General features: G+C 57.2%; 10 protein-coding genes. 4 read left to right on the top strand and 6 right to left on the bottom strand.

Annotation, left to right across the window (positions count from 1 at the left end; all coding sequences use genetic code 11):
• Positions 1–6: 6 nt before the first annotated feature.
• The 5 genes from E2F51_RS03085 to E2F51_RS03065 all read right to left on the bottom strand — a co-directional run bounded on the left by E2F51_RS03085 (position 7) and on the right by E2F51_RS03065 (position 4,569).
• Positions 7–747 carry an amino acid ABC transporter ATP-binding protein gene (locus E2F51_RS03085; protein ID WP_134822710.1) on the bottom strand — a complete coding sequence of 247 codons (741 nt, stop codon included), beginning with the start codon at positions 745–747 and terminating at the stop codon, positions 7–9.
• A gap of 14 nt (positions 748–761) precedes the next feature.
• Positions 762–1,328, bottom strand: a complete 567-nt coding sequence (locus E2F51_RS03080; protein ID WP_134822709.1) for a peroxidase-related enzyme — start codon at positions 1,326–1,328, stop codon at positions 762–764.
• Complete coding sequence (locus E2F51_RS03075) at positions 1,325–1,807, bottom strand: CMD domain-containing protein (RefSeq protein ID WP_134822708.1); 483 nt, start codon at positions 1,805–1,807, stop codon at positions 1,325–1,327. The genes E2F51_RS03080 and E2F51_RS03075 overlap by 4 nt, the downstream gene beginning before the upstream one ends.
• On the bottom strand, positions 1,804–3,273 hold the full coding sequence (locus tag E2F51_RS03070; protein ID WP_134822707.1) for an NAD(P)-binding domain-containing protein: 1,470 nt from the start codon (positions 3,271–3,273) through the stop codon (positions 1,804–1,806). The genes E2F51_RS03075 and E2F51_RS03070 overlap by 4 nt, the downstream gene beginning before the upstream one ends.
• A gap of 336 nt (positions 3,274–3,609) precedes the next feature.
• Positions 3,610–4,569: a LysR family transcriptional regulator gene (locus E2F51_RS03065; RefSeq protein WP_134822706.1), complete on the bottom strand. Its 960-nt coding sequence runs from the start codon at positions 4,567–4,569 to the stop codon at positions 3,610–3,612.
• A 254-nt stretch (positions 4,570–4,823) separates the two neighbouring features.
• Here E2F51_RS03065 and E2F51_RS03060 point away from each other — a divergent pair, with 254 nt between their 5' ends.
• Complete coding sequence (locus tag E2F51_RS03060) at positions 4,824–5,039, top strand: YdgH/BhsA/McbA-like domain containing protein (RefSeq protein WP_013203740.1); 216 nt, start codon at positions 4,824–4,826, stop codon at positions 5,037–5,039.
• 36 nt (positions 5,040–5,075) lie between these two features.
• On the opposite strand, the gene E2F51_RS03055 is transcribed toward E2F51_RS03060, so the two are convergent.
• Positions 5,076–6,401 (bottom strand): bifunctional diguanylate cyclase/phosphodiesterase, encoded by a 1,326-nt coding sequence (locus E2F51_RS03055; RefSeq protein WP_105760154.1) that lies wholly within the window; start codon positions 6,399–6,401, stop codon positions 5,076–5,078.
• 662 nt (positions 6,402–7,063) lie between these two features.
• Between E2F51_RS03055 and E2F51_RS03050 the strand changes: the two genes are divergently transcribed.
• From E2F51_RS03050 to E2F51_RS03040, 3 genes are all read left to right on the top strand, one after another.
• Entirely contained in the window at positions 7,064–8,761 is a 1,698-nt protein-coding gene (locus tag E2F51_RS03050; RefSeq protein ID WP_134822705.1) for a ShlB/FhaC/HecB family hemolysin secretion/activation protein, read from the top strand.
• Positions 8,762–8,822: 61 nt separating this feature from the next.
• Positions 8,823–17,276, top strand: a complete 8,454-nt coding sequence (locus tag E2F51_RS03045; protein WP_134822704.1) for a hemagglutinin repeat-containing protein — start codon at positions 8,823–8,825, stop codon at positions 17,274–17,276.
• A complete protein-coding gene (locus tag E2F51_RS03040) occupies positions 17,273–17,521 on the top strand; it encodes a hypothetical protein (protein WP_134822703.1) in 249 nt (82 codons plus the stop codon). Before E2F51_RS03045 ends, E2F51_RS03040 begins: the two co-directional genes overlap by 4 nt.
• Positions 17,522–17,666 lie beyond the last annotated feature (145 nt).

Here is a 17,666-nt window from a genome sequence, read left to right as displayed (position 1 = left end):
CTTTTATTAGTAGAGTGCGTGTTCAGAATTCAGGAACTGGGCGAGTCGTGGAAGGGACGGATTATCGAAAATCCCCGTCGGCGTGCCTTCAGCGGCGACGACGCCCTGGTCCATAAAGACGATTCGGTTCGAGATATTTTTGGCAAACTGCATTTCGTGGGTGACCAGCAGCGAGGTAATGCCTGACGAGGTGACGTCCTGAATCACTTTCAGCACTTCGTTAACCAGCTCAGGATCCAGCGACGAGGTCGGTTCATCAAACAGGATCACATCGGGTTTCACCGCTAACGCGCGGGCAATGCCGGTTCGCTGCAGCTGTCCACCGGAAAGCTGGGAAGGGTAGTGATCCTGTTTTGCGTCAAGGCCCACTCGCTTCAGCTCTTGCATCGCAATATCACGCGCTTCTTCTTTCGATTTGCGCTGTACGACCACCAGAGGATCCATCACGTTTTGCAGCACGGTCATGTTTTTAAACACGTTGAACTGCTGGAAGACCATTGCCGTCCGCAGGCGGATAGCCTGGATAGCCTGCTTATCGGGCGACTGATAATCCATTTTGACCTGGTCGAAGGTAATCAACCCTGAATTGGGCTTCGCCAGATAGTTTATGCAGCGCAGCAGGGTGGTTTTCCCGGTGCCGCTTGGACCGATAATCGACACCACATCGCCGCGTTTGACCGAGAGATTGACGCCTTTCAGGATCGGAGAACTGCCGTAAGACAGCTTAAGATCGTGGAGTTCAAGCATGTTGGTAGTCCTCTTTATTTCCCGGGCGTGGCATGGCCAAGCACGTGCATCAGGCGATTTGCCCAGCCAAAAATCGAAATAGCGTGGATAAGATCGATAATTTCGACGTCATCCAGACCCACAGAGCGCAATGAGGCGATATCTTCCACCGTCGCTTCGGCAGGCGCAGCGGATAACCGGCGGGCGAAGCGATAAATTGCGGCATCGCGCGGGCCAAGCATTTCAGGTTTATCAAAATAGATCGCGCTGACCAGCTTATCGCTTTTGGTCAGTTGGGCATGACGGCGTGCGTGAACCACGGCGCAATACTTGCAGCCGTTAACGATCGACGCCCCTAATGCACCCAGCTCGCGATCCGGACGGTTAAGCCCGCCCTCGACGTACATAATGGCGTTGAACAACACGGTGCGGGCAACGTAGCTTTCCGGATCGTGCGCCAGCGTGCGCACGTACTCGGAAATCTTCTTGTTGGATGGCGTCACCTTCATCGCATCACGCTGTGCCGGCGTGGCGTCTTCCACTTCGACGGGCGCGATGTAAGGATGCCAGGCCAGAGGCTTCAGGCTGACCATGGGGATCATGCGGACCTCATCAGGCGCAGGCCAGCGGCAACGCGCGTTTGGAAGTTAACAAAAGCGATCAGCTCGGACAGCGCAACGATTTGCGCATTGTTCAGCCCGGCCTGCTGCAGACGGGTCATATCGCTGGCAGCGGCCTCGCTCGGGGTCATGGTGACCAGATCGGCATGGCGGACAATCGTCGCCAGCGGCTCATCCAGATCGACTTCGCCATTCGCCAGCTTCAGCAACTGTTCCGAAGGGGAAAGCGCGGCCAGCTGCACTTCATAGTCCGCCATCAATTCTTCTGCGGCATTCAGCGCAGCCATGCGGTGAGCAAGCGCCAGGCGCAAGGCCGGCGCCAGTCCCTGATTGTCCTCTGGCTGTAAAACAGACAGGCGGCAAAGCTCTGCGCCCTCCACAAATTCTGTCCGAAAGCGACGGGCCTTAAACAGCGCGTCGTCCGGTGAAAGTCCGGCAGCCTTATCTATTGCGTCGATCACAACGTGTTCTCCTGATGTAGCAAGGGGGTTGAATCAACCCATTCGTCACCCTGCAGTTCCGGGATGTCGTAAGCCACCATGCTGGCAAAGTGGGCATCGACATCCTCTGCAAACAGCGAGGCGGTGATGCCGCGAACCAGACGATCGGCACCGGCACTGACTGCCGGAATATCACCGGAGACCTTGCCGTGCGTCAGCATCGCCGCATCATTAAAGCAGTGGATATGTGCCAGCATCGGGCAGGCACCCGGCACACGCTCGCGGAACTCAAAGGATGGGCCAAGATCCGGAGCTTCCAGCATATTCTGCCTGGCGGGTCCCATCTCGGGCTGATAGCGTCCGTCGGCCCAGTTGCGGATATGCGAGGCCAGCGCGGAAAATTCCGGGCGGCCGTTAAAGTCATTGGAAAAGCCGGTGGCCGCGATCAGAAAATCAGCCTGACGAGGACCCTGAGTGGTTTCAATCAGCAGCCCGTCCGCCTGCTGTTTTACCGCGACAATGCCGCAGTCCAGCAGGAAGCGGGCATTGGGATGGCGCGACACGCGCAGCGTTGAAGAGCGCGGCGGTGGCGTCTGGGTGGAAGCGGTGTAGTCGACAAACTTCCACTTCCAGGCATCCGGCAACTGGTGCATGCCGTGCACCACGCCCTGGCTGCCAATCCCGGTCATTTTATTGATGCGTGGCATCTCTTTGCGGCGGATCAGCATTTCTACCGAACCGGCACCCGCTTCAAGTGCGGTGGCGGCGTTATCCATCGAGGACGCGCCCGCGCCGATTACCGCCACTCGTTTGCCTTGCAGCGCGGCAAAATCAATGTTGTCTGCCGAGTGCGCCCAGTAAGCGCGATCGATACCGTTAAGGAAGTCCGGCACGGCGAAACCGCCCAATCCGGACCGCCCGGTGGCCAGAACCAGTCGACGGGTCAGCACGCGGCCGGTTTCCGCGCCTTCAACATCGATCGCAATAAATTCGCCAACCTGCGAGATGCCGGTCATGCGCACGTTGTTCTGCACCGGAAGATTGAGCACGCGGCGATACCAGACCAGATATTCCATCCACTGGCTTTTTGGGATCTTGTCCAGCGCTTGCCAGGCTTGCTGGCCCCACTGCGCGGTAAACCAGGCGCGGAAGGTCAGCTGAGGCAGGCCCAGCGCCGGGCCGTGCAGCGTTTTCGGCGAGCGCAAGGTCTCCATGCGGGCGAAGGTAATCCACGGCCCTTCTAAACCCTGCGGGGCCGCATCATAAGCGATGACATTATTGATGCCGCTCAGTACCAGCCTGGCCGTGGCGGCCAGTCCGCACATGCCCGCGCCAATGACCACAACATCGCGTACGGCTTCGCCCTGATACTGATGCTGAGGAACCCAGGATTTTGCGGGCAGCTCCAGAAACTCCAGATCTTGCTGAAGCTGGGCTTCCAACCCGGAAAGGCCGATTGGCAGTGGCGAAGGTGCAGGCGTTGTCATTATAAATTTCCCCGACTTGTGGTGAATTCAGTCTGTCACAAGTGCTGCGGTAAAGGCCTGGCGAAGATGAAATCCAGCAAATTCACGCCCTTGGAGAGATAATTTTATTATCTGCCTGGTGCATGATTTAGCATTCATTATCTGTCTGGCGCATGGTAATAAATCAGTTTTCGCATAATCCACTTCCCCCGGATGGGAGTCAAGCAGGGTGATTACTTGTTAACCAATGAAATTCTTATATCTTATGCTGAAAAAAGCATATGCCGCAGGCGGCGGCAGTGAAAAGGCGTGTTGAGATGAGTGGCGGGGCGTTCAGAAAAGGAGGGTGTTGGAAAATCAGTCCTGATTTATCAGCTTCATAACCCGCTGATGTTCGGTGGCCGGCAGCCGCTGGAAGGCGGGAAGCAGGTTGGCAGCTGCGGTCTCCAGCGCTTCAACCAGCGACTGAGCTGCCGCTGAGAGTTGCCGACCCTGCGGGGTGATCACCCCAAAAAAGTAGGGGATCTCTTCTTCCAGCGTGCGAATAACGACGCCTTCCAGCGGCATTCCCCAGGCGGTGACCGGCTCCAGAATGGCGACGCCAAGACCGGCACGCACGCAGGCGAGAATATTGGCGGAGGAGTTGGTCTCGATGGTTTCATGAGGCGGAACCTTCAGCTTTTTCAGCGCCTTTTCGAAACGTCCACGCAGGCGCAGCGGGCTCCACGGCACAATTAAACGCCTGCCAGCTAAACGACCAATGGCAATTAACTCTTCTGATGCCAGCGGATCGCTTTCTGGCAGCGCGACCACGCATCGGGATTGCCCAATCCAGTGCAAATCCACCGCATGATGTTCCAGCGGCAGGCTACACAGACCCAGATCCGCTTCGGCGGTGATCACGGCATGCGCGGTTTGTTCAGCGGACTGGCTGACAATCTGCACTTTGTTTTGCAGGCCCAGCAATGCCAGCGCCTGAGGTAACAAACCTGCGGCCAGAGCGGGCGTGGCCGCAATACTCAGTGGGCGATGCTGCTGATGGCCAATTTCATTGGCGCGCAGGCGGATTTGTTGCAGCGACAGCAGCGCTTTTTGCACGTACTGATGCAGTTGAAGCGCTTCTTCCGTGGGGTGAATGCGCGGGCCGTTACGGATAAAGAGGGGATAACCCAGCGACTGCTCCAGCTCCTGGATCAGCCGGGAAACCGAAGATTGTGAACGATCCAGCACTTTCGCCGCCGCCGTCACGCTGCCAGAGGAGATGACATTGGCAAAGGCTTCCAGCTGTCGCAAATCAAGGTCATGTAAAGTTGTCATCCCGCCGAAGTCCCTAACTGGTTGATAAGTCCCAACAAGCGTGTGGGAAACCTTCTCATCATAGAGAGACTCTGGAGAATAATCTACATCGGGCCCCGGCCTGAAGCCTCAACGTGCGGGATAGGGATGTTAATAATAGATAGCAAGATCACAATAACAGCACTAATTGTTACTACACTAATAATAACTTGAGTTATGATTGTTTCATCGGAGGCAAACAAACCTCCAAAACAAATAACTTAAGGATTACAACCATGAAAACCATCAAAACACTGTCACTTGCCGCTGTAGCCGCTCTTTCCCTGATTTCATTTGGTAGCTTCGCGCAGAGCGTCTCCGTTACCTCATCGACTCTGGATGGCGCTGAAGCTAAAATCGCTGCACAGGCACAGCAACACGGCGAGCAGTACAAAATCACCAGTGCTAACACCAATAACAACGTGTATATGACTGCAGAATTGTACAAATAAGGAAGGGTTGCATACGGAAGTGTCGCAAGAGGCCGCCTACGGGGCGGCCTTTTTGTGGGTAAATTCCCTGAAATCCGCGATGCTTAACGGCCGGGAGAAGTAAAAGCCCTGAAATGCAGTGCAGCCAAAACTCTTCATCAACGACCATTGTTCCGGTGTTTCAATCCCTTCTGCCAGCACCTCAAGTTTCAGATCGAGCCCCATTCGCGCAATATGCCTGGCGATAACGGCGCCTTTCATGCTCTCTTTCGCGCCAAACACGAAACTACGGTCGATTTTTATTTGCTCAAGTGGCAGGCGGCGAAGGTAACTTAATGATGAAAAGCCGGTACCAAAATCATCCAGCGAGAATCTAAATCCTGCATTCGATAGCGCAGTCATTTTTGCTACCACGGTTTCAATATCAGAGGCAAAAACGCTTTCGGTGAGTTCAATCTTCACCAGTGAGGGGGTGATCTGCGCAATTTTGGCCTGGTTCAGCAGGCTTTGAACAAAGTCTGGCTTCATCAAATGATCGACGGTGACATTAATAGAAAGCGTCAGGTGACTGGTTTTGGGATCCAACCGCCATTCCGCTAATTCTTTAAAGGCATTCACGATCACCCATTCACCCACCGAAGGCATCAGCCCGGCTTGCTGCGCATCGGGAATAAATTCCGACGGTGGAACCAACCCTTTTTTGGGATGATTCCAGCGTAACAGCGCTTCGGCCCCAGAAATATGACCCAACGAATTAAGCAGCGGCTGGTAATAGATAACGAATTCGTCGTTATAAATCGCATTCTGAAGAGATCGGATTTTTTCGCTTCTGCGGGAGAAATCTATATGCATGGCGACGATGCCCCCAGAGAGGATAGCGGTCGACAATATGCCGTTAATCCAGGGGAGAACCGATCTGAGTTCAGGCGGAATAGGTTCTGCGAAAGGGAAGACCAAATTGGCTGCACTAAATACGCTGAACGTCGCCAGCGAGAGTAATATTATGAGCAGTTGCAGCAGACTCTTCTGCCTTTGGTAATTGATATAGCCAACCAGCGCAATCGTCAGAAGATAAAGGTGGGTTGTTCTTGGTACATCAATTTCAGGGATGTCGAAAAATAAACAGAAATAGATGGCGTAGGCAATATGAACTATCTGAGCAAGCATCAGACCTGCCGAAAAACTTCTCTTTTCCGTTACGCCCCAGCAGATAATTGCGGCAATAATCAGGAGGATATCTGAAGAGGCCATCGACCATTCATGCAAAATAAGAAATACCGTACACCAACCACATATCACGATTAAACCAATAATAAAGGCGGAACGGCACATAAAAGCGAGATGTTCTTCACCCGGAGATTTGACAACTCTTTGCTTGGGCATGGTGCAGATGACTCCACTTCTGTAATAAATTAACCCTCTGAAATTAGAGTTTTGAGGTGAGGATCAGAGGCGAGATATGAGAGATTTAAGTCAAATAATCGTTAGGAAAAGTCGTCGCCTGGTGGCATTTCTGTGGATGACGGAAACACTTTAGCATCATTCTATTTCCTTTTAGAACACTTTATGTATGAATTAATTATGAAGTAAAAGGCGTTCTTATCTCAATCCGCGTATAAAATATTTCAATGAATAGAATAAGTTAAGGCTGAGAGGCTGACGCTAAAATCGGCTTGAGCACTTATACCAGACTGTACAGCTTTTGATCAATATTTTCGTAAGGGTATTATTTCACGGTTTTAATCATGGTCAGATTCGCGATCTTTTAATTTTTAAACCTGTTTCGAAAACCGCTGTTTAATTGCTTCTATTAGTCCCCAATAAACGTCTGAAACTGTGGATTAGGACGCTGCGGCTGACTCTTTAGGATAAGACTGAGGCCGCGAAATTTAGCTTAAATATCGTTGCGTTCCCGTTCACCTGTGCTTATTGTGTGAGCGATTAGTACCAGTGATATCAAGAGGTCAATGTCTCATCAGGCGTTAACCAGGGCCCCTGGAAGGAATCTGCGGGTCAGATAATTTTTCTATAACAAGGATTGTTATATGTCATTACATTGCCCGCGTTTAACCTGCAGCCGCTACGCGGTGCTATTGGCGATTTTCTCTGTTTTTTTTGGGCCAAATGACACCCTCGCCGCGCCTGGCGATGAACCGCTTGTTCTGCAACAGCAGCGGCAAAAAGCGCTGGAGCAGCAGCTCACACCGCCTACACCCGACGTGCGCCTCTCGCCGCCTGCGTCCAGCTTCAGCCGCATTCAGTTTCCACAGGAAAACCCCTGTTTTCCAATCGATAAGGTGGTGCTCAGCGGCAAAGACGTCTTACCGCACTGGCTGCCGCTGCGGCTCATCACCCGTCAGGCCACCGGTCAGTGCCTCGGCGGTCAGGGCATTAACCTGCTGATGAGCGCGCTGCAGAACCGCCTAATCGATCATGGCTATATCACCACGCGGGTGCTGGCACCGGCCCAGGATCTGACCAGCGGCGAGCTAAAGCTGGTGATTGTGCCCGGCAAGGTGCGCAAGGTGGTCCTGACGCCGGGCAGCGACCGCTACGTTTCGCTGTACGCTGCCTTCCCGGCCCATGCCGGCAATCTGCTTGATTTACGCGACATTGAGCAGGGGCTGGAAAACTTGCAGCGGCTGCCGACGGTGCAGGCCAGCATGGAGATTGTGCCCGGCGAGCAGCCGGGCGAAAGCGACGTGCAGCTTAGCTGGCAGCAGACAAAAATGTGGCGCGTCGGCGCATCGCTGGACGACGCCGGCACCCGCAGCACCGGGCGCTATCAGGGCGGCTTAACCCTGTCGCTGGATAATCCGTTCTCGCTCAGCGATCTCTTCTATCTCTCCGGCAGCAGCAGCCTGGAAAAACACGGCGGCAAGGGCACCCGCAACCTGACCGGCCACTATTCCGTGCCGTTCGGCTACTGGACGGCGGGCGTGACCGCCAACAGCTACGACTATCACCAGACGGTGGCCGGACTGAATCAGGACTACCGCTACAGCGGCCAAAGCCAGAACCTGGATTTCCAGCTCAGCCGGGTGCTGCACCGCAGCAGCAGCCAGAAAACCACCGTCACTTACGACGTGCTGGCAAAAGAGTCGAAAAACTTTATCAACGACACCGAGGTGGAGGTTCAGCGCCGTCGCACCTCGGCATGGCGCATCGGCTTGCAGCACCGTCACTACATCGGGCAATCAATGCTTGATGCTGACGTCAGCTATCAGCGCGGTACCCGCTGGTTCGGCGCGATGCCGGCCCCGGAAGAATATTTTGGCGATGCCACCGCGCTGTCGAAAATCCTGCAGCTCAACGCCCAGCTGGACGTGCCGTTTTCCCTCGCCAGCCAGCGCTTCCATTACAACGTGCAGTATCAACGGCAGGTCAGCAATACCCTGCTGACGCCGCAGGATCAGTTTGCCATCGGCGGGCGCTGGTCGGTGCGCGGCTTTGATGGCGAGCGCAGCCTGAATGCCGATCGCGGCTGGTTTGTGCGCAATGATATCGGCTGGTTTACGCCGCTGCCGTCGCAGGAGATTTATCTGGGCGTGGATTACGGCGAAGTGGGCGGCAACGGCACGCAGTACCTGGTGGGCAACCATCTGGCCGGCGGAGCCATTGGCGTGCGCGGCGCGGCCTTCAGTATTGGCTACGACCTGTTCGCCGCCGTGCCGTTCTCCAAACCTGATGGCTTTAAAACCGATCCGCTGTCACTCGGTTTTAACCTCAACACTCAGTTTTAACCCCGTGCAGGGCCGGAATCGCTAACTGCCGCAGGCGCCGAATAACAGTAAGGATACTGTGATGAATAAGAACCTTTTTCGTATCGTGTTTAATAAAGCGCGCGGCATGCTGATGGTGGTGGCCGATATCGCCGCTTCCGGCCGTTCTTCCTCTTCCCCATCTTCCGGCCTCGGCCAGACGCTGCGCCGCCGCGTCAGCGTCCTGTCTCCACTGCAGTTCGCGCTACTGCTGGCACTGGGTTGCGTCACCCTGTCAACCCAGGCGGGCGTGGTGGCCGACCGCAGCGCACCCGGCAGCCAGCAGGCGACCATCATTAACGCTGCTAACGGCACGCCGCAGATCAATATCCAGACGCCGAGCGCGGGCGGGGTTTCCCGCAACGTTTACAGCCAGTTTGACGTGAATAAACACGGCGTGGTGCTGAATAACTCACATGCCAACACGCAGTCACAGCTGGCCGGCATGGTCACCGGCAACCCGTGGCTGGCACGCGGCGAGGCCAGCGTGATCCTCAACGAAGTGAATTCGCGCAATCCCAGTCTGCTCAACGGTTACGTGGAGGTTGCCGGTAAAAAAGCGCAGGTGGTGATCGCTAATCCGTCCGGTATTACCTGTGACGGCTGCGGCTTTATCAACGCCAACCGCGCGACGCTGACTACCGGCCAGCCGCAGATGAAAAATGGCCTGATCGCCGGCTATGAGGTCGACAAAGGTCAGATTGTGGTGAAAGGGGCGGGGCTCGACAGCGGCCTGCAGGACAGCACCGATCTGATTGCCCGTGCGGTAAGCGTCAACGCCGGGATTTGGGCCAGTGATCTGAAGGTGACGGCGGGGCGTAATCGCGTTGGTGCGCAACACAACGAGGTGACGGCGAAAGCGGCGGACGGTAGCGTGTCGCCGGTTGTGGCCATCGACGTGGCGGCCCTCGGCGGCATGTACGCCAGTAAAATCCGCCTGCTGGGCACCGAAAAAGGCGTCGGCGTGCACAACGCCGGAAATATCGGCGCGTCGGCGGGTGACGTGGTTGTCAACGCGGACGGCAGCATCACCAATCGCGGCACCCTCAACGCCGCAGAAAATCTGCGGCTTGCCTCGCAGGGCGGCGTGGCTAACAGCGGCAAAATGTACGCGGCGGTCAACACCGATGTCCAGTCCGCTGGCCTGCTGAGCAACAGTGGTTCAGTCGCCGCCGGTAAGCAGACCACACTGAACGCGGCGGCCATCCGCAGCGATGCAGACGGAGCGCTGGGCGCCGGAATTAACAGCGACGGCAGCAAGGCCGCAGCCGGAGATTTAGCGCTGAACAGCCGGGGCGAACTGACGGTCAACGGCAAGGCGGTGGCGGCAGGACGGCTCACGGCAAAAGGGACGACGGTCAACTTCAGCGGCAGCCAGACCCACGGCAGCGAGATTGTGCTTCAGGCCAGCGCGGGTGATATCAGTACAGCCAGTGCCACCCTGGAGGCGACTCATGGCTTAACCGCCACCGCCACGGGTGGCCTGAATAACAGCGGCGGCAAGGTATCTGCAGACACACTGACGCTGATCGCGCGTTCGCTGAACAATCAGCAGGGCCTGCTCCAGCAGCTGGGGCAAAGCGATCTGACCCTGTCGTTTGCCGACGGCATTGATAACACGCAGGGCACCCTGGGCGCTAACGCCAAAAACCTCACCCTCAACGGCGCCAGTTTCACTAACCAGCAGGGCTCGCTGCTGCATCTGGGGGACGGCGAGCTGTCGATCGCCACCGGCGAGATGAACGGATCTGCGGGGTCGCTTCGTACCCAGGGCAGCCTGAGCCTGAACAGCGGGCGGCTGGTACTGGATAATGCCATCACGCAGGCCGGCAGCCTCACGGTTACGGCTACCGCCTTGTCCCACCGTCAGGGAACAATGCGGCAAACCGGCAGCGGGCCGCTGACGGTGACCGTCGAGGGCGCGCTGGATAACCAGGGCGGCAGCATCGCCTCCGGCGGCCACCTCAACCTGAGCGCCGGCAGCCTGACTAACCACAGCGGAAAACTCTCGGTGGTCGGGGAGTTCACGCTGCTTAGCGACGGCCTCGACAATCAGCAGGGCGTGATTGCGGCGGGTGCTGCGTTGTCGGTTAACAGCAACGGGCTGAATAATGACGGCGGCCTGCTGCAGTCCGACGGCGCGATGACGCTGGATACCGGCGCGGGCGCGCTGAGTAACCGCGACAGCGGCAGCAATGGCGGCATTCTCAGCCGCAGCACGCTGGTGCTGCGCGCCGGAGACATCGATAACGCCGCCGGATTTATTGGTGCGGCGGACGATGCCACGCTGACCGGGCTCAGCCTCAGCAATCAGGACGGCACCCTCGCCAGCGATGCCGGGCTTACCCTCACCAGCAACGCGATGAATAATCAGCGTGGTGTGGTCCAGGCCGGTACGGCGCTGTCGCTGAACACCCGGGGCAACACCCTGAAAAACGGCAGCGGCCTGTTCACCGCGGGCCAGACGCTAACGCTGCTGACTGGCGCATTGCTTAACGGCGCGGGACAGCTGATTAGCTCGGGCGCATTAAGCCTGAACACCGAGGGACAGCAGCTGGATAACGGCAGCGGCGTGATAGCCGCCACGGGCGACGCGCAGTTGCTGACCGGCGCGCTGAATAACGCCGGCGGACAGCTTCAGGTGGTCGGTAACGCGCTGATCGCCACGGCAGGCGCGGATCTTGATAACACCGCCGGACTGATCCGCAGCGGCAAAAGCCTGGCGCTCTCCAGCGGCAGGCTGACCAACCGCCACACGCAGTCAGACCATACCGGTATTGAAGGCCAGTCGGTCACCCTCAACAGCGCCACGGTGGATAACAGCGCCGGCGCCGTGCGGGCCAGCGAGCTGCTGGCGCTGAATACCGGCAGCACGCTGAACAACAGCAGCGGCCTGCTATCGTCCGGCGGGACGCTGGCGGTCAATGGCGCGAACACCCTGACGCTGACCAACACCGGCGGCACGCTGATTGCCGGCAACGCGCTGAACCTCAGTGCCGATGCGCTGGGCGGCGATGGCCGGGTGCTGTCGCAGAACGCGATGACGCTGGTGCTGCAGCAGGCCTTTTTCAACCAGGGCCAGGTGATTGCCAATGGCGATATGACCTTCAACCTGGGCGGCGGCGGGCTGGTGAATCAGTCGCTGATTCAGGCGGGCGGAACCTTAACGCTGAACGCCGGCAGCCTGAATAACCGGCAGTCGGCAGAAATCAGCGCCGGCGAAAATCACTTGCTGATTAGCGGTAACGTCACCAACCGTGGATTGCTGGACGGCGGCCTGACGCATATCGTTTCGGCGTCACTGAACAACATTGGCAGCGGCCGTCTGTACGGTGACCATATCGCGCTGCAAACCGGCACGCTGACCAACCAGGCGGAAAACGGCACGGCGGCCACCATCGCCGCGCGCGACCGGCTGGATATCGGCGTGCAGACGCTGAACAACCGCGACCACGGTCTGATTTACAGCGGTGGCGACCTCGCCATCGGCGGCCTGCTGAACGGCAGCTGGAAGGCGACCGGCCAGGCCTCAGTGTTCAACAACCACAGCGCTATGCTGGAGTCGGCCGGAAACATGGCCCTCGATATCGGGCAGATCGACAACATCAACGATAATCTGGTAACCGATACGGTGGTGGTGGAGCAGTCTTCGCATCATGAAGCGGTGCTCAGCGGTGCAATCACCCGGTATGACTGGGCGGACATTGATACCAGCAACTCAAACCAATATGGCGTGCGTCAGGCGATAATGCCTGACGGCAGCAGTGGCGGGACCTTTTACGAATACCAGTACGACCGCACTATCACCGAAACCCAGGTGACGGAAAGCGATCCGGGGCAGATTATTGCCGGCGGCAACCTGACCATCAACAGCAGCCAGGTCAATAATCATGACAGCCGTATCGTCGCCGGGGGGCTGCTCGGCGGTGCGATTGGCGAGCTGAATAACATCGCCACCACCGGGGAGCGGGTGATCACCGATACCGGCACGCAGACCCGCTGGTATGCCAAAAAGACACGACAACCGTTAGGCCCAACCAAAACCTCGCAGGGTAAAGACAGCAGTGAATATGATCCGGAGCCTGTCGTGCAGACCATTGATTTGCTAACCCTGGCCTGGCAGGGCAATGAGCCGGTGAACGGTAGCGGGACCTCCACCGCCAGCCGACAGCCCGCAGGCATCACGGTGACGGTTGTCGATCCTGGCGCCGTGTCTGCCCCGGCAGGGCAGACACCCGTTACGCTGCCGCCAGGGCAAATCATGGAAATTGTTCAGCCAGGCAGCGATAACAGCACCATCCGCGCGATAGCGCCGGACACGAAACTGCCGGACAACAGCCTGTTCCAGCTACATCCTGACAGTAACGTTGGTTATCTGGTGGAGACCGATCCACGCTTCACCAACCAGAAACAGTGGCTCGGCAGCGACTATATGCAGAACCAGTTCACCCAGGATCCGAATAACGTGCTGCGCCGTCTGGGCGATGGTTACTACGAGCAGCAGCTGATCCGCAGGCAGGTCATTGCGCTGACGGGCAACCGCTATCTGAACGGCTACAGCAATGACGAGGCGCAGTACCGGGCGTTGATGGACGCCGGCGTGCTCTTTGGCAAAACATACAGCCTGACGCCAGGCGTGGCGCTGTCGGCGCAGCAGATGGCCCTGTTGACCAGCGATATGGTCTGGCTGGTGACGCAGACGGTTAGCCTACCGGACGGCAGCACGCAACAGGTTCTGGTGCCGCAGCTGTATGCCCGCGTGAAGCCGGGCGACCTGGACGGCAGCGGTGCGCTGCTGTCGGGCAACGACGTGTCGCTTGCAGTCAGCAACGATCTGACCAACAGCGGGCACATTACCGGCCGGACGGTGACCCAACTGACGGCGGATAACCTGAATAACAGCGGCTTTATCGGCGGTGATAAGGTTGACCTGCGGGCCCGCACCGACATCAACAACATTGGCGGCACGCTGCAGGGCGGCAGTAACCTGACCGCCATTGCCGGGCGCGACCTTAACAGCATCAGCACGCTGGGCGGCAGCACGGGTAACATCACCTTTGACCGTCCGGCGGGCATTTACGTGCAGGGTGAAAACGGCACGCTCGGCCTGCAGGCGATGAATGATATCAACCTGACCGCGGCGCAAATCAGTAACGCTGGCGCGGGCAGCCAGACGCAGATTATTGCCGGGCACGACCTCAACCTGAACACCCTGACCACCACGGGCAGCGAAAGCGGCGACTGGGGCGGCGGCAATTCACGCAGCCTGACGCAGAGCACGGAGGTGGGCAGCCAGATTAACGGCGGCGGCGACGTGTCGCTGCTGGCTGGCAACGACCTTAACGCGCGCGCGGCGGCGGTTACCGCGCAGGACAGCCTCAGCGCGGTGGCGGGCAACGACCTTAATCTGACCAGCAGCAATGCGACTTACCACCTGACGGAAGACAGCCACCAGAGCAGCGGCGGGTTGCTGTCGCGGAAATCGGTCACCACTCACGACGAGGTGCAGAGTCAGACCGCGATCGGTAGCAGCTTCAGCGGCGACAGCGTGTCGCTGCAGGCGGGGCGCGATCTGACGCTAAGCGGCAGCAATGTTGTTGGTACCAATGACGTGGCGCTGTCGGCAGGCCGCGATCTGACCCTCACCACCGCAGAAGAAATGCGGCAGGAAAATCACCAGTATAAAGAAACCAAAAGCGGGCTGTCCGGCACCGGAGGCATCGGCTTCACGGCCGGCAGCAGCTCACTGAAGGTGACCGACGATGCGTTATCCCACAGCAGCGCGGGCAGCACGGTGGGCAGCACCAACGGCAATGTCAGCCTGACCGCCGGCAACACCCTGACGGTGAAAGGCTCTGACCTGCTGGCCGCTCAGGATCTGACTCTGAGCGGCAGCGAGGTGAATATCCTCGCGGCCGAAAATCAGAGCACGCAGAAGCACACCGTGGAGCAGAAGCAGAGCGGCCTGACGCTGGCGCTGTCGGGCGTGGTGGGCAGCGCAATCAATTCGGCGGTGACCATGGCAACCGATGCCGGCAGTGAAACCAGCGGACGGCTTGCGGTGCTCAAGGGGATGCAGGCTGCACTGACCGGGGTTCAGGCTTATCAGGGGGCGTCACTGGCGGAGGCCGGGGGAAGTGCGGGAAGCCTGGTGGGGGTTAACCTGTCGTATGGCAGCCAGTCGTCAAAATCTGAACAGACGATGACGCAGAACCAACACCAGGGCAGCCAGCTGACGGCCGGCAATAATCTGAGCATTACCGCCAGCAAGACCGACATCAACATTCAGGGCAGCAAGCTGCAGGCGGGCGGGGATGCAAGCCTGAGCGCGGCGCGTGACCTGAACCTGATTTCTTCGCAGGACAGCCAGAAGCTGGAGGGAAAAAACAAGAGCCAGGGAGCCTCCGTTGGCGTCGGCATCAACTTTGGTCAGGGTGCCAACGGACTGTCGCTGAACGCCAGCGTCAATGCCGGAAGAGGCAGCGAAAGCGGTAACGGCACCACCCACAATGAAACCACCGTCAGCGCCGGTAATAATCTCAACATTGTCAGCGGCCGGGACACCACGCTGACCGGTGCGCAGGTCAGTGGCGAGAAGGTGGCTCTCGAGGTCGGCCGCAACCTGACGATGACCAGCGAGCAGGACAGCGACAATTACGACTCGAAGCAGCAGAACGCCAGCGCGGGCGGCAGCGTCAGCATGGGCGGCGGCAGCGGCACGGTCAGCCTCAGTCAGGATAAAATGCACAGCACCTGGCGCTCGGTGCAGGAGCAGACCGGAATATTTGCCGGCAGCGGCGGCTTTGACGTGACCGTCGGCGAACACACGCAGCTGAACGGTGCGGTGATGGACTCATCGGCAGACGCGGATAAAAACAGGCTGGATACCGGCACGCTGGGCTGGAGCGACATAAAAAACGAGGCCGAATATAAGGTTCAGCACCAGAGCGTGGGCGTCAGCAGCGGCGGCAGTATGGGGACACAGTTTGCGGGAAATGCGGCGAATAACCTGCTGACCGGTGCCAACCGCAGCGGAAGCGACAGCTCAACGACCAAATCGGCGGTCAGTGAAGGCACGATTGTCATTCGCGATCCGCAAGGTCAGCAGCAAAGCGTGGCGGATATCAGTCGCGATACTAAGAATGCGAATGCTGGGCTAGGAAAAATCTTCGATAAAGAGAAAGAGCAGCAGCGCCTGAAGGAAGCCCAGCTAATTGGTCAAATCGGTGCACAAGTCGGGGATATCGCACGGACGCAGGGGCAGATTGCCGGAGAGAGAGCCAAGAACGATCCGGCCGCGCTTGAGGCAGCCAGAGACAAGCTGGCCGCTTCCGGTAAGCCATATACGGATGAAGATGTTGCAAAACAGGCTTATAACACGGCGATGGCACCCTATGGCACCGGCAGTAGTTTGCAACAGGGGATCGGCGCAGCTACGGCTGCCATACAGGGGCTTGCGGGCGGGAATATCGCGCAGGCGGTAAGTGGCGCGGCGAGTCCTTACCTTGCTGAACAAATCCATAATATGACCACGGACGCGTCAGGCAAGGTCAACACCGAAGCGAACCTGATGGCGCATGCCGTGCTGGGTGCGGTGGTTGCTCAGGCACAGGGCAACTCAGCGCTTGCCGGAGCCGCAGGCGCGACAACCGGCGAGTATATCGCGCAGCAGCTTTATCCGGGGATCGACCGCAAAGATCTTACGGAAGAACAACGACAGACCATCAGTGCACTGGGAACGCTAGCAGCGGGCCTTGCAGGCGGCATTGTTGGTGACAGCACCGGTAATGCTGTGGCAAATGCGCAGGCAGGTAAGAATTCGTCCGAGAACAACAATCTTTCACTACCCGGTTGTCTGGGCAGTTACGGTCAGGCAGCGGCTTCGCTGGGAAGCTCAATGATTGATGCCGGTGCAACCACGGAAGTAATTAACACGGCGCTTATTGAGAATGCGAAAGGTGATTTACCGGAAGGCGCAAATATTACCAAGGCCATTGTTGAGGGATATAAAGATGGCGTGCTTATTGCCGGATCAGCTTATTTAGGCCCGGCAGCAAGTATTGGTAAAGTTGTGGCAGGTGCTACAATAGCGGAGATTGCTAATGGTACTTATCAATGGTTCGATCTTAGCCAGCCAGGTAATGAAAATAATAGCTGGGATTACTGGGGGAGTGCCTCGGCAGCCGTTACTGGCGCACTTGCACCTGGTCGAGATATCTGGAAGAACGTAGGCATTGCAGCAGCAGGATCTGTATTCACTGATGGACCAGATGCCTTGGCTGTAGGTAGTTCAGCCGCCGGGGCATGGGCCGGTGGGATATTCGGTCAATATATGCCGGGGGTAGTGAACTCAGTGACAGGAAAAGATGCTCCAGGATTCATATTTGATACAATAGGCTCACTCGGCACAGAATTTTTAGGTGGTTATTCGAGAGATTTATTCATTAGAGCGAATCCGCAAAATACCTCTGAAAAAGAAAAGGAAGTTTCAAAATGATCCCCTATATCAAAATGCTAGTGTATTCTTGTGTTTTCTGTATGTTTTTTTGTTTTGTGCTTGGAGCTGGAGCTTCGCTCATTGCATATATTAAAAATGGATATTTTTTGATTCCTGATGGACAAATAACGCGAGCTATTCTTTTTGGAGGCATTGCAGGAACGGCGATAACTTTAGCTACATTAGTTTTTAACTTGATCGACAAATATAATTCGGGAAAAACTCCTCCATCAGACCCTGACTGATCTTCACATCAATTTCAGTCCATGTTGTTGGGATTTTACCAACCAAGCCTGCTAGTTGACATATGTAGCCTTTGCTTAGTAAAGCTGATTAACAATTACTGTTAAAAATCTGCTGCTCCAGGATATTGCTCAATTTGATTATACA

Source organism: Erwinia sp. QL-Z3, from assembly GCF_004551645.1.
In the GTDB taxonomy this organism is placed as follows: Bacteria; Pseudomonadota; Gammaproteobacteria; order Enterobacterales; family Enterobacteriaceae; genus Erwinia; species Erwinia billingiae.
The sequence above is the reverse complement of the archived record's forward strand: the minus strand, read 5'-3'. Positions and strand labels throughout refer to the sequence as shown.

Coding starts and splice junctions, on each gene's coding strand:
- E2F51_RS03085 (WP_134822710.1), bottom strand. CDS start 747: ATGCTTGAACTCCACGATCTTAAGCTGTCTTACGGCAGTTCTCCGATC.
- E2F51_RS03080 (WP_134822709.1), bottom strand. CDS start 1,328: ATGATCCCCATGGTCAGCCTGAAGCCTCTGGCCTGGCATCCTTACATC.
- E2F51_RS03070 (WP_134822707.1), bottom strand. CDS start 3,273: ATGACAACGCCTGCACCTTCGCCACTGCCAATCGGCCTTTCCGGGTTG.
- E2F51_RS03065 (WP_134822706.1), bottom strand. CDS start 4,569: ATGACAACTTTACATGACCTTGATTTGCGACAGCTGGAAGCCTTTGCC.
- E2F51_RS03060 (WP_013203740.1), top strand. CDS start 4,824: ATGAAAACCATCAAAACACTGTCACTTGCCGCTGTAGCCGCTCTTTCC.
- E2F51_RS03055 (WP_105760154.1), bottom strand. CDS start 6,401: ATGCCCAAGCAAAGAGTTGTCAAATCTCCGGGTGAAGAACATCTCGCT.
- E2F51_RS03050 (WP_134822705.1), top strand. CDS start 7,064: ATGTCATTACATTGCCCGCGTTTAACCTGCAGCCGCTACGCGGTGCTA.
- E2F51_RS03045 (WP_134822704.1), top strand. CDS start 8,823: ATGAATAAGAACCTTTTTCGTATCGTGTTTAATAAAGCGCGCGGCATG.
- E2F51_RS03040 (WP_134822703.1), top strand. CDS start 17,273: ATGATCCCCTATATCAAAATGCTAGTGTATTCTTGTGTTTTCTGTATG.